General features: G+C 56.6%; 13 protein-coding genes. 11 read left to right on the forward strand and 2 right to left on the reverse strand.

Annotated features, from left to right (window positions below; genetic code table 11):
* Positions 1-642 precede the first annotated feature (642 nt).
* From KQ940_RS18235 to KQ940_RS18255, 5 genes are all read left to right on the forward strand, one after another.
* The gene (locus KQ940_RS18235; RefSeq protein WP_217415270.1) at positions 643-1,740 is read left to right on the forward strand and encodes an ABC transporter ATP-binding protein; all 1,098 of its coding nucleotides are present in this window, start codon (positions 643-645) and stop codon (positions 1,738-1,740) included.
* Positions 1,741-1,845: 105 nt separating this feature from the next.
* Positions 1,846-2,946, forward strand: coding sequence for an ABC transporter substrate-binding protein (locus KQ940_RS18240; protein WP_246590179.1), 1,101 nt, complete (start codon positions 1,846-1,848; stop codon positions 2,944-2,946).
* A 155-nt stretch (positions 2,947-3,101) separates the two neighbouring features.
* On the forward strand, positions 3,102-4,334 hold the full coding sequence (locus KQ940_RS18245; RefSeq protein ID WP_217415271.1) for an ABC transporter permease: 1,233 nt from the start codon (positions 3,102-3,104) through the stop codon (positions 4,332-4,334).
* A gap of 3 nt (positions 4,335-4,337) precedes the next feature.
* Entirely contained in the window at positions 4,338-5,189 is an 852-nt protein-coding gene (locus tag KQ940_RS18250) for an ABC transporter permease (protein ID WP_217415272.1), read from the forward strand.
* Between the two features lie 339 nt (positions 5,190-5,528).
* Positions 5,529-6,917 (forward strand): peptidoglycan DD-metalloendopeptidase family protein, encoded by a 1,389-nt coding sequence (locus tag KQ940_RS18255; protein WP_343222684.1) that lies wholly within the window; start codon positions 5,529-5,531, stop codon positions 6,915-6,917.
* Positions 6,918-6,982: 65 nt separating this feature from the next.
* Here KQ940_RS18255 and KQ940_RS18260 read toward each other — a convergent pair whose 3' ends face one another.
* Positions 6,983-7,372, reverse strand: a complete 390-nt coding sequence (locus KQ940_RS18260; protein WP_217415273.1) for a PA2817 family protein — start codon at positions 7,370-7,372, stop codon at positions 6,983-6,985.
* Between the two features lie 134 nt (positions 7,373-7,506).
* Between KQ940_RS18260 and KQ940_RS18265 the strand changes: the two genes are divergently transcribed.
* From KQ940_RS18265 to KQ940_RS18285, 5 genes are read left to right on the forward strand one after another with little or no spacing between them, the layout of a single operon-like run.
* Entirely contained in the window at positions 7,507-8,424 is a 918-nt protein-coding gene (locus KQ940_RS18265) for an ABC transporter ATP-binding protein (protein ID WP_217415275.1), read from the forward strand.
* An 11-nt stretch (positions 8,425-8,435) separates the two neighbouring features.
* Complete coding sequence (locus KQ940_RS18270) at positions 8,436-9,209, forward strand: ABC transporter permease (protein ID WP_217415277.1); 774 nt, start codon at positions 8,436-8,438, stop codon at positions 9,207-9,209.
* Positions 9,209-10,033 carry an NADPH-dependent 7-cyano-7-deazaguanine reductase QueF gene (queF, locus tag KQ940_RS18275; RefSeq protein ID WP_217415279.1) on the forward strand — a complete coding sequence of 275 codons (825 nt, stop codon included), beginning with the start codon at positions 9,209-9,211 and terminating at the stop codon, positions 10,031-10,033. Before KQ940_RS18270 ends, queF begins: the two co-directional genes overlap by 1 nt.
* Positions 10,034-10,044: 11 nt before the next feature.
* Complete coding sequence (locus tag KQ940_RS18280; protein ID WP_217415281.1) at positions 10,045-10,602, forward strand: nitroreductase family protein; 558 nt, start codon at positions 10,045-10,047, stop codon at positions 10,600-10,602.
* A gap of 13 nt (positions 10,603-10,615) precedes the next feature.
* Positions 10,616-11,074, forward strand: coding sequence for a YiiD C-terminal domain-containing protein (locus KQ940_RS18285; protein WP_246590180.1), 459 nt, complete (start codon positions 10,616-10,618; stop codon positions 11,072-11,074).
* A 55-nt stretch (positions 11,075-11,129) separates the two neighbouring features.
* On the opposite strand, the gene KQ940_RS18290 is transcribed toward KQ940_RS18285, so the two are convergent.
* Entirely contained in the window at positions 11,130-11,687 is a 558-nt protein-coding gene (locus KQ940_RS18290) for a peptidylprolyl isomerase (protein WP_217415282.1), read from the reverse strand.
* Between the two features lie 330 nt (positions 11,688-12,017).
* Between KQ940_RS18290 and KQ940_RS18295 the strand changes: the two genes are divergently transcribed.
* Entirely contained in the window at positions 12,018-12,992 is a 975-nt protein-coding gene (locus KQ940_RS18295; protein ID WP_343222685.1) for a YbgA family protein, read from the forward strand.

Consider the following 12,992-nt stretch of genomic DNA (forward strand, 5'->3'; position numbering starts at 1 on the left):
AGTTCGAGTCTCGTTTCCCGCTCCAAAATCTCTTCATTTCAACGCGCTGTATCTGTGCCTCTAAGCTGGGCGACCCCCACTGTTGTTGGTTGGGCTCGCGACCGGAGCGCCGGCCGGTTCGGGTTTTGTCTCGCGTCTCAGTTTTCTCCTTCATAGCATTATCTCGGGCTGAAATTTCCAGCTGATTATGTTTGAAACATATCAATTGAATTTTTGGTCTTTTCAGTTTTCGTTTAGATCCATATTCGATGCGTCATGCAGCACAGAATTCTGGCGTCCTTAATATCTGTTTATCATGTATTTTACTTATCTGTTTACGTGGGTGTTGGAAGCTTGCTTGACTGGCTGGATGTCGGAAATCTGTACTCCATATGCGTCGTTCACGAGTCAAAAAGCGACGTTTTTTATTGTTTGAAACAGGCGATTTGTTATCGATGGTTAGATGAGACGGAATGTTTCTAGTATGCGGGTATTGCCTGAGGGTATGGGCTACTTAAGTAGTTGAACGGGGTTAAAGGCGTTTTTAGTCAGGTCACCACAGTCTCTTATTCAAAATTCCGTGCGAATTTGTGTGGGTTTGACAGAGATCAAGACAATCTGCATTGTGTTGTAGCGAAGCAACACAAAAGAGGTGGCAGTCTTATGGGTGGCAACCCGGAACAGTTCGTGCGCTTTATCAATGTACAAAAGAGTTACGACGGAGAAACGCTGGTAGTAAAGAATTTCAATATTGATATAGCTGCAGGAGAGTTTCTCACCATGTTGGGGCCCTCCGGCTCCGGCAAGACCACCTGCCTGATGATGTTGGCGGGATTTGAAACCGCTACACACGGCGACATTATCCTCGACGGCCAGTCGATCAACAACGTTGCCCCCCATAAACGCGATATCGGCATGGTTTTCCAGAACTATGCGCTCTTTCCTCACATGACCGTGGCCGAAAACCTTGCCTTCCCATTGCGGGTGCGCAAGGTACCGCAGGCCGATATTGATGCCAGGGTAAAAAAAGCGCTGGAGATGGTTCGGCTGGGAAGCTTCGGTAACCGTCGCCCCGCACAGCTTTCCGGTGGTCAGCAGCAGCGCGTGGCGGTCGCTCGGGCGCTGGTGTTTGAACCCAAGCTGGTTCTGATGGATGAGCCGCTGGGGGCGCTGGATAAAAATCTGCGTGAAGAGATGCAGTACGAGATCAAGCATATTCACGAGAATCTCGGTATCACCATGGTGTATGTGACGCATGACCAGTCGGAAGCGCTGACCATGTCCAACCGCATTGCCGTGTTCGAGGACGGCATCGTGCAGCAGTTGGCGACACCCGCTCAGTTGTATGAGGAGCCGGAAAACGCATTTGTCGCGGGGTTCATCGGCGAGAATAACCGCCTGGGCGGCAGAATTACCTCTGTGAACGGGACAAGTTGCTCGGTCGAGCTGGATGGCGGGGCGGGTATCGTCAATGCGCTCAAGGTCAATGTCGACGGCGTCAATGAGCGCACCATGCTGTCCATTCGCCCCGAGCGGGTCGTGATCGATCCCGAGGATGAGCATTACCCGAACAGATGCGAAGCGCGGGTCGAAGAGCTGATCTATCTGGGCGATCACATCCGCGCCAGGATGACGGTGTCCGGAAACTCGGACTTTATCACCAAGGTGCCCAATACACAGCGCCATACTCGCCTAAAGGAGGGCGAGGTTATACGAATCGGCTGGGCAACGGAGGATTGCCGAGCGCTGGATGCTAGATGATCGGAGATTGCATAACTTGCGAAGGCTCGTACTTCGGAAGCAGGACTGAGACTGTTGTTACGCAAATGCCGGCCGCTTTGGCCAACTGACCACGAGGAAATGCCGATGATAAAGAACGTTTTTAAACACTCTATTCTGGCTGCCGCCGTAATGGGCGGTACTCTGTGCGGTGGTGTTGCACAGGCTGAAGAGACGCTGACAATCGTCTCTTGGGGTGGCGCTTATTCCGACTCTCAGAAGCGCGCTTACCACGACCCGTGGACTGCGGAAACAGGCGACAAAATCCTGATGGAGCCCAAGTCGGCACAGGGCCTTGCCGGTTTGCGTAGCCAGGTCGAAGCCGGCAATGTGACTTGGGATCTTGTCGATATGCTTGAGGGTGATTCAATCACCGCGTGTGACGAGGGCATCGTGGAAGAGATCGATTACGATGCGATTCTGGCGGCTGCACCGGATGGCACTTTGCCCAGCAAGGATTTCGTGGAAGGCTCGCTGAGCGGTTGTTTTATCCCGCAGATCGTCTACGCCACGGTGGTCGCATACAACGATACCGCTTTCCCGGGTGAAAAACCGAGCAAGATTGCCGATATTTTCGATCTCGAGAAGTTTCCGGGCAAGCGTGCCCTGCAGAAGATCCCCGACGGTAACCTGGAGTGGGCGCTGCTTGCCGACGGCGTTCCGGCGAACGAGGTTTACGATGTGCTGAGCACTCCGGAGGGGCTGGAACGTGCATTCAAAAAGCTGGATACCATCAAGAGCCAGGTAGTGTGGTGGGATGCCGGTGCTCAGCCGCCGCAGTTGCTCGCGGATAAGGAGGTCACGATCGCTTCCGGCTATAACGGACGTTTCTTCAACGCGCAGGTGAATGAGAAACAGCCCTTCACCGTGGTTTGGGACGGTCAGATGTTCGAGCTCGATGGCTGGGTTGTACCCAAGGGTAAGCTGACCGAGAACCTGAAGAAGTATCTGAACTTCGCGACCAGCACGCAGAAACTGGCGGATCAGGCCAAGTACATCTCCTACGGTCCGGCTCGTGCGTCCTCCGCGCCGATGGTATCGACTCATGCCGATACCGGAATCGACATGAAACCGCACATGCCGACGTCGCCGGAGAACTTCTTCAACCCGATCAAGAAGGATGCCATCTGGTGGGCGGACAACGGCGACGAGATGCGTGAGCGTTTCAACGCCTGGTTGGCTAAATAAGTCGACGGCTGCGGGGTGATTCGATCACCCTGCAGTATTTTTACCATCGCGTAATCCCAACACCTTCCGTTTCGACAGGTTTATAAAAAATGAGTCAAGCACAGATCTCGGTAGGGACCGCGGACAGTAGCGGCCTGGCTGGAGCGCATTCGGGCATGACTACGGCTGACGGAACGCCGTTGAAGGTTAGCCTTCGGCGGGCGCAGCGCCGTTTGCGACTATGGGCGCTGTTGCTGGTTCTACCCTTGCTGCTGTTTATTCTGGTCAGCTTTATCGTCCCCGTATTCAATATGGCGCTGCGTGGGGTCGAAGATCCTCTGGTCCACGAAACCATGCCCAACACCGCCGCTGCTCTGGGCGACTGGGATGGCGAAGGGTTGCCGGCCGAGCCTGTTTTCGCGGCACTGGTCGAGGACCTGAAAGCGGGCTACGAGGACAAGAGTATAGGCAAGGTCGCCACTCGCCTGAACTACGAAATAAACGGCATGCGCAGTGTCATCATGGGGTCGGCGCGACAGGCGAAAAGGCTGGATCACGGCCCCTATAAGGATGCGCTGATCGACATCAATTCGGCGTGGGGAGAGCCCGCGACCTGGAGGATGCTCAAGCGTCAGTCCGCTCCCTATACGCTCACCTATCTGCTGGCTGCGCTGGATATGGGCTATGACGATGCAGGCAACATCGTACTGCAGCCGGAGTCGCAGCGTGTTTACGGCCCCCTGTTCGTCAGAACTCTGGTCATGAGCGCCACGGTGACCCTGTTCTGTATCCTGCTCGGCTATCCGGTTGCCTACCTGCTGGCGAACCTGCCGTTGCGGACCAGTAACCTGCTGATGATCCTGGTGCTCCTGCCTTTCTGGACCTCGCTGCTGGTGCGTACGACAACCTGGATCGTGCTGTTGCAGTCTCAAGGCGTGCTCAACGATCTGTTGGTCTGGATGCATATCGTCGACGATCAGGGCCGCATTCAGATGATCTTCAATAAGACCGGTACGCTGATTGCGATGACACATATTCTGCTGCCGTTCATGATCCTGCCGCTGTACAGCGTCATGAAAACGGTACCACCGAGTTACGTACGTGCCGCGCGTTCGCTCGGGGCCAACCCTCTGGTCGCGTTCTGGCGGGTGTATGTACCGCAGACCGTCAGCGGTATCGGCGCCGGCAGCCTGTTGGTTTTCATCCTCTCGATCGGTTACTTCATTACCCCGGCCCTCGTCGGTGGGCAGTCGGGACAGATGATCAGCAACATGATCGCTTACCACATGCAGAAATCCCTCAACTGGGGACTCGCGGGTGCGTTGGGCGTGCTGCTGCTTGTTTTGGTACTGGTTTTCTATGCGATCTATAACAAGCTGATCGGCATCGACAAGATAAAAATGGGGTGATCCATGGCTGCATTACCGGCTTATGCCAGTACTCTCGATCGGATTTGGCACTACGGATACCGTATCCTGTGCGGTTTGATCTTCCTGTTCTTGATCGGCCCAATTCTGGTCATCATTCCGCTCTCGTTCAACGCCGAGCCCTACTTTACCTTCTCGCGGGAGATGCTGTCGCTCGATCCGGCGGGCTACTCGCTGCGCTGGTACGAGGAGTTCTTCTCCAGTAGCACCTGGCTGAACGCGATCAAGAACAGTTTTCTGATCGGTATCGCGTCGACGGTGCTGGCGACGGTGCTGGGTACACTGGCGGCGCTGGGCCTGTCGCGCCCGCAGATGCCGTTTCGCGGACTGATCATGAGTATCCTGATCTCGCCGATGATCGTGCCGTTGATCATCTCGGCGGCGGGGATGTTCTTTTTCTATTCCAGCGTGAACCTCTCGCAAACCTACCTCGGAGTGGTCCTGGCCCACACCGCATTGGGCATCCCCTTTGTGGTGATCACCGTCACCGCGACGCTGTCCGGGTTCGATCAGTCGCTGACACGTGCTGCGGCCAGTCTGGGGGCTTCCCCTAGCTACTCCTTCTTCAAGGTGATTCTGCCGTTGGTGATGCCTGGGGTTGTATCGGGAGCACTGTTTGCCTTTATCACGTCGTTTGATGAAGTGGTGGTGGTGATCTTTCTGTCCGGCGTTGAACAGCGCACCCTGCCGCTGCAGATGTGGGCCGGTATCCGTGAGCAGATCAGCCCGACGATCCTGGCGGTAGCGACCATTCTGGTGGCGATGTCGATACTGCTGCTGACCGTGCTGGAACTGCTGCGTCGGCGTAGTGAGCGGTTGCGAGGGATCTCGGGTTGAGCCCTTGCTCTCGCAAGCCCTGGGCGCGGCCTGGCCGCGTCCCTGGCTCTACCCTGGGGTGCGGCTTTTTCGTTGTATGACTGTCGATCCGTTTGGATCACGGCGGGTAAAAGTTTCCCTGCACCATTGTTTATTGAGTCCGTGTCTCGGCCGGCTATAGATTCAATTCGTTTGCCCCTCTCGAAATAAAAATGGTTTTACAGGATACTGGCGTAATTCAATGTTTTTTACGCGGTGTTTTTACCTGCTCTCATTTAATGGGTACCTGTTTTGGCCAAGTTATTCTCCCCAGTCCGGCGTTTTGTTGAATTGTTTAAACTTCTTCCCGTTGCTTATCGCGTGGCGTTGACTACTTTGCCGGTTATGGTGATGATCCTGGCGTTCTCGAACGGTGAGCAGCACCTCGCGTCGGATACCGCTCAACTAGAGAGCGAGGAGCAGGGCGCGGAGGCTTTTGCTCAATTTTACGACAGCGGCGAAAGTGTGCGCATTGCATTGCCGTTGCAGCTTGACGTTGTGGAGGACAGTGATGGTCTAGTTGTCGCACCGGAGTCTCCCGGTTTCGCGCCGAAGGGCGCTGGCGGTCGGCTAGACGACAGCCGCATGTGGGCCTACGAGATCCAGCCCTCCGATACGCTGACCGGGATCTTCAGCAAGCTCGGCTTGCCGATTCAGGACCTTTATCAGGTACTGGAGGCGGATGAAAACGTGCTTGCGCTGGATAATATAAAGCCCGGTGTCGAGCTATTGGCTGATGTGGAAAACGATAAGCTCAATATTCTGGAGCTGAGATTCTCACCGGCCCACAAGGTGACCTATCAGCGTAAACAGGACGCGGGCTTCGAGTTCAAAGAGACAATCCTGCCGGGCACATGGAAAGAGGTCGCCCTGGTCGGGGAGATCGGCAGCAGTTTTGCGAACGATGCCGCAGCCGAAGGGTTGGATGCCAGGGACGTTTATCAGATCACCCAGCTGCTCAAAGAGAAGATCAATTTCCGCCGTGATATTCGTAAGGGGGACTCTTTCGAGGTCCTGCTTTCAAGGCAGTATATCGACGATGAGCCGACGGGTGAAACCAAGATCGAAGCCGTGCGCATGTTGGCTAACCGGTCGCCGGTATCGATCTTCTATTACGATGGCAGCTATTACGATGAGAAGGGGCGGAGTCTGAGCAAGGCTTTCCTGCGCTATCCGTTCAGTGGCAACTATCGTGTATCGTCAAACTTCAACCCCAATCGTCACCATCCGGTGACAGGCCTGTTCCGTCCGCACAACGGCACCGACTTTTCGATGCGCACGGGAACGCCGATTCTGGCCTCGGGCGATGGTGTCGTATCGCGTGTGGTAGATCACAAATATGCCGGGCTCTATGTGGAGATCAAGCATAGTGAGCGTTACACAACGCGCTACCTGCACCTGAGTAAAGCGCTGGTGCACAAGGGGCAGCGCGTGAGCAGGGGGCAAAAAGTTGCGCTGTCCGGTGCTAGTGGCCGGGTCACGGGGCCTCATCTGCACTACGAATTTCGTATCGCGGGCCGGCCGGTAGACGCAATCAAGGCCCCGATTCCCATCACCAAGCAGCTGGAGGGCAAGAGCCGCAAGGAGTTTGATGCTCTGCTAAGCCAGTATATGGCGCGATTGGATGCTCCACGCGGCAAGGCTGGGGATGATGAGATGCTGATCTCCCGGCGGGATAGTCAAGCGGACGAGAAGGCCAGTACGCTGTAGATGGGTGGTCGCTATGCCGACCCATCTTTTGTGGCAGGCGGCTGACGCGTTAACCTGCCTCGATCTTAATTGAACAGTCGGGTGCGCTCCGCCAGGTAATCGAATGGCTCGCCGTTTCGTTCCGCCTCGGCGCGGGCTTCATCCAGCCGAGAGAACAGTGCGATCTCCTCATCGGGCATATGGTGCAGGCAGTCGCCGCCGAACAGCCAGAACAGATCGCGGGCGACCAGGTGAACCAGGTGGGGATAGGCGCGTACCAGTCGGCCCAGCAGGTTCTGCCCCTCTTCATACACCCAGGACTCATGCTGCCCGAACCCCCGGGTCAAGTCGGCGAACTGCTCCAGAAATTCTGCATCTACGCTGTTGATCGCCGGATCGTTGAACGGCGGCTGTTTGATCAGGTTGTTGTAGGCCAGTTTGAGCAGGTTCAGATGATAGGTGTGGAAATCGGTCACGTTCGCTCCGCAGCTGTTGGGACAGTCACTGAATAAGTTGGGGCTGGGGCGCTGGATCACAAGTGCTCAGGTTGATTTTTCCGCGCCAGCCCCCATATCCATCGCTTCCATACGATTAACAAGACAGGATGCTTATGACCCTAGCGCTGAGTATCGACAATCTGCGCAAGACCTACGGTAACGGTTTCGAGGCGCTCAAAGGGATCTCGCTGGAGGTGAAGCAGGGCGACTTCTTCGCCTTGTTGGGCCCCAACGGCGCCGGCAAGTCGACGACGCTCGGTATAGTCTCGTCGCTGGTGAACAAAAGCGGCGGCAAGGTGAGCGTATTTGGACATGACTTGGATAGCGAGCTGACACGGGCCAAGCTCTGCCTTGGTGTTGTCCCTCAGGAGTTCAATTTCAATCCGTTTGAGAAGGTGTTCGATATCGTCGTCACCCAGGCGGGGTACTACGGCATCGGCCGCAAGCGCGCGAGCGAGCGGGCGGAGTTCTATCTGCGCAAGCTTGGTCTGTGGGAGAAGCGTAACGAACGGGCGAGAATGCTCTCCGGTGGCATGAAGCGGCGACTGATGATCGCGCGGGCGCTGGTGCATGACCCTAAAATGCTGATTCTGGACGAGCCGACGGCGGGGGTCGATATCGAGCTGCGCCGCTCCATGTGGGAGTTCCTGCGTGAGATCAACGCGGCGGGTACGACCATCATCCTGACCACCCACTATCTGGAGGAGGCGGAAAGCCTCTGCCGTAATATCGCCATTATCGACCATGGCCAGATCATTCAGAACAGCACCATGAAAGCGCTGTTGGCCAAGCTCAATATGGAGACGTTTGTCCTCGATCTTGATCGGGATATCGATGCATCGCCTGTGCTCGACGGCTATGGGGTCCGGCTTGTGGATACCCATACGCTGGAGGTCGACGTGGAGAAGTCCAAAGGGCTCAATCCGATCTTCGCTCAGCTGTCAGCCCTGGGTTATAGCGTCGCGAGCATGCGCAACAAGGCCAATCGCCTTGAGGAGCTGTTCGTTTCGCTAGTGGACAAGAATCTGTAAGGACGTTGCCTATGAACAGCCAACTGCTGCTCACCGCTTTCTGGACCATCGTGGTCAAGGAGGTACGCCGGTTCACCCGCATCTGGGCGCAGACCCTGTTGCCGCCGGCGATCACCATGACGCTCTATTTCATCATCTTCGGCAACCTGATCGGCTCCCGAATCGGTGAGATGGGCGGATTCAACTACATGGAGTACATCGTACCGGGGTTGATCATGATGTCGGTGATCACCAACTCCTACGGTAACGTGGTCTCCTCGTTTTTCGGCACCAAGTTTCAGCACAACATCGAAGAGTTGTTGGTTGCGCCGGTACCCAACTGGGTGATTCTGGCCGGCTACGTGATCGGCGGTATGGCGCGCGGTCTTGCCGTGGGGCTGATCGTGACGGTGTTGTCGCTGTTTTTCACCAACCTGCAGATCCACCATCTGGGGGTGACGATCAGTATCGTGCTGCTGACCTCGATCGTGTTTGCGCTGGGCGGTTTTATCAATGCGGTGTTTGCCAACACCTTTGATGATATCTCGATCATCCCCACCTTCGTGCTGACGCCGCTGACCTATCTGGGTGGGGTGTTCTACAGCATCCAGCTGCTGCCCGAGTTTTGGCAGGGGGTTTCGCAGTTAAATCCAATTCTCTATATGGTCAACACCTTCCGTTATGGCATTCTGGGGGTAAGCGACATCAACGTCGGTTTTGCATTCACGATGATCCTGGTATTCATTGCGGTGCTGGCCGGTTTTTCGCTGCACCTTCTTAACATTGGCAAAGGTATCCGCAGCTGATGAGTGAACATGAGTCGATCAAGCAATCACCACTGGGGCAGGGAACGCGTTACGTCAACCGTTACGATCCTGAGCTGCTCTACCCGATTGCGCGGGATATCAACTGGCAGGCGAAAGGGATAGACCGCGCGACCCTGCCGTTTCGCGGCGTGGATATCTGGAACGCCTATGAGCTCTCCTGGCTCGACAGTCGTGGCAAGCCGGTGGTGCGGCTGGCGGAGTTCCGGATTCCGGCCAGCTCCAGTCATATCATCGAGTCCAAGTCTTTCAAGCTCTATCTGAACTCCTACAACCTGACCCGGTTCGGCAGCGAAGCGGAGGTGCAGGCGCACCTGAAACAGGATCTGTCCCAGGCGGCTGGCGGGGATGTGGGGGTCAAGTTGATCCGGCCCGATGCCCCGCTGCAGATGGGCAAGCTGGAGGGGAGTTGCATCGACGATCTGGATATCGACGTGGAGCACTACACACCGGCACCGAATCTGCTCAAATCCAGTAACGAGGTGGTCAGCGAGACGCTGGTCAGCCATCTGCTGAAGTCCAACTGTCCGGTAACAGGGCAGCCGGACTGGGGCAGTCTGCAGATCCGCTACAAGGGCGGCAAGATCGATCGCAAGGGGCTGCTGGCGTATATCGTCTCCTATCGTGAGCATGGCGATTTCCATGAGCAGTGTGTCGAGAACATCTTCATGGACATTTGGCAGCGCTGCCGTCCGCAAAAACTCAGCGTTTATGCGCGTTATGTGCGACGCGGCGGCCTGGATATCAACCCCTATCGTTCCAGTATGGTGGATGAGCCCGCGAATCCACGCCTGGCACGTCAGTAAGGAGCGCGACATTGAATGCACTTGAACTCCTGCTTACCCGTACCTCCAGTCCGGTGTTGCAGGAACCGGCGCCCACGGCTGAGCAGCTTGAGCTGATGATGAAGGCCGCCTCACGGGCACCGGATCACGGTTCTCTGACACCCTACCGCTTCCTCAAGATTGAGGGTGAGGGGTTGAGCCGGCTGGGCGAGCTGTTTTTAGCCTCCAGCCAGGCCGAGGGCGGTGAGCTGAGTGAAGCGCAAGCGACCAAGTTGCGCAATATGCCGATGCGGGCGCCGATGATCCTGGTCGCGATTGCGGTGACCCGGGAGCACCCGAAGGTGCCGGTTAGCGAGCAGGTGATTACCGCTGGCTGTGCCGCTCATGCGGTGGTCCAGGCTGCCGCTGCTCAGGGTGTTGGTGCCATGTGGCGCTCCGGTGACTTGGCCTTCAATCCCGGGGTTGCCGAGGGGCTGGGACTGGCTGAAAACGAACAGATCATCGGCTTTATCTATCTTGGTCAGACGGTGAAGGAGAAAGCGGTACCTGAGGCCGATACCGCACGCCTGATTACCGACTGGCCGGCCTGAGGAGGGGAGCCCAATGGGCGATATGACCACCGATCCGCGGCAGTTTCTTGCCTGGCTGTACCAGAGCATTCCGCTGACCAGTGCGATGCAGATAGAGCGCCTCGAGTACGATGGACAGGTGCTTGAGCTTCATGTGCCGCTGGCCCCCAACGTCAATGACAAGGGTACGGGGTTCGGTGGTTCCATCTCGGCCTTGGCGACTCTGGCCGGCTGGTGTCTGACCACCCTCTATCTCAGGGGGCAGGGGCTGGACTGTGATGTGGTGATCGCCGATGCCCATCAGAGTTACAAAGCACCGAATAATAGTGCCTTTTTTGCCCGTGTCTGCCTGCCGGACCAGTCCCAGCTCGATCATCTGACGGATCGAATAGCGGAGCGCGGACGTGGGCGGCTCGATCTTCAGATCGACGTGCTGTGCGATGGCCAGCTGACCTTTGTTATGCAGGGACGCTACGTCGCCATTAAACGTTAACGTCCCCGGATAGTTCCGTCGTCGTTGATCCCATAGCGGACATCAGGGGGGCTCTTTACTTGATCACTTCCGCCCGTTCGATCACGATAGGCGTCACCGGTACATCGCGGAACGGCGGCCGACTGGTGGTTTCGACGGCGCTGATCCGATCGACGACGTCCATACCGCTGGTGACGCGGCCGAACACGGTATACCCCGGCTGACCCGGTCTGGCATCCAGTGTGAAGTTGTCCACGCTGTTGATGAAGAACTGACTGGTGGCACTGTCCGGGTGGCGGGTGCGGGCCATGGCCAGGGAGCCGCGCAGGTTTTTCAGGCCGTTATCGGATTCGTTTTCCACCGGCGGACGGGTTTTGCGCGGTTTGAACTCTTGATCCATACCGCCGCCCTGAATCATGAAACCTGGGATGACACGGTGGAAGATCATGCCGTCGTAGTATCCGCTCTCCACATAGGCGATAAAGTTCTCGACACTTTTCGGAGCCTGCTCGCTGAACAGCTCAAGCTCGATTGTGCCCTGAGTCGTGGTCAGCCTTATGCTTTCCGCGCTGGCCGTCAACGGTAGCAGTAGTGTCAGGGTCGCCAGGGCGGCTTTGAACAGTTGGATACGCATCGATTTATCTCCTTCGGCATGGCTGACGGGTAGGGTTTGGGTGATCAGCCTGGGCCAATCTCTAACCAGCCAGAAACGGGCGTTACTATGACATCAAGCGTACAAGCGAATAAAGAGGTAAGCTGTGCTCGGTCTATAAGACTAACGTGCACAAGATAGCTGAATTCGCCGAGAGTGCGACACAAAATGCGGTGCAGGTAACCTCTATGTCCTCCGGCATGGCAGAAATAGAGCAGCGCTTGAGTCGGTCGCTTCCGGGTTTGATCCGATTTGCCATCAGTTACGTAGTAGAATTTGGATACTGAGTCTTGAATTCGAGCGGTGAGCTAGGTGGCAGAGATTAAACCCTTGGTACTGGAACAGAAGATCCCGGTAGGGATCAGCAGCTGTCTGTTGGGTGAGCAGGTACGCTATAACGGTGGGCACAAGCGCTCGCGCTACTGTCTCGAGGTACTTGCCGATTGCTTCAGCTATCACCCCTATTGCCCGGAGATGGCGATCGGTCTCGGTGTACCGCGTGAACCCATACGTCTGGTCGCAGAGGGAGACGATACGCCCAGAGCCCTGGGCACGGTGGACGCAACGGTCGATGTGACCGATCGACTGCTCGAATACGGCCGCCAGGTCGGTGAAATGGCTGGTGAGCTGCGCGGCTATATCCTGATGAAAGGGTCGCCCAGTTGCGGTATGGAACGGGTCAAGGTCTACCATCCCAATGGTATGCCCAACACGGCGGGTAGCGGCGTCTTCGTGCGCGCACTGCGCGAGGCAAATCCCGTGCTGCCGGTGGAGGAGGAGGCGCGGTTGAATGATCCGGTACTGCGCGACAACTTTATCGCCCGTGTCTTTGCCTATGACGACTGGAAACGGACAGTCGAAACCGACCCCAGTTATCACAACCTGATCCAGTTCCACAGCCGACAGAAATACCTGCTGATGGCGCATCACTACCAGGGCTATCGTGAGCTGGGACGCTATCTGGCTGAAGCGCACCAGTTGCCGCTAGAGCAGGCGATGCAGCACTATATTCAGGGTTTCATGGCGCATATGGCGCATCGGGCCACCCGCAAGACCCACACCAATGTGCTGATGCATCTGCTTGGCTATATGAAGAAGTCGCTCGAGCCGGACTGCAAACAGGAGCTGCTGGAGGGGATAGAACAGTATCGCCTGGGGCAGGTGCCGCTGGTGGTGCCGCTGGCGCTGCTCAAACACTACCTGAAGCGTTACGGCAGCGAGTATGTCTGCGAGCAGACCTACCTCAACCCCTATCCCCATGAGCTGGGATTGCGCAACTATATCTAA

The organism is Marinobacterium ramblicola, from assembly GCF_019084545.1.
Taxonomy (GTDB): Bacteria; Pseudomonadota; Gammaproteobacteria; order Pseudomonadales; family Balneatricaceae; genus Marinobacterium_D; species Marinobacterium_D ramblicola.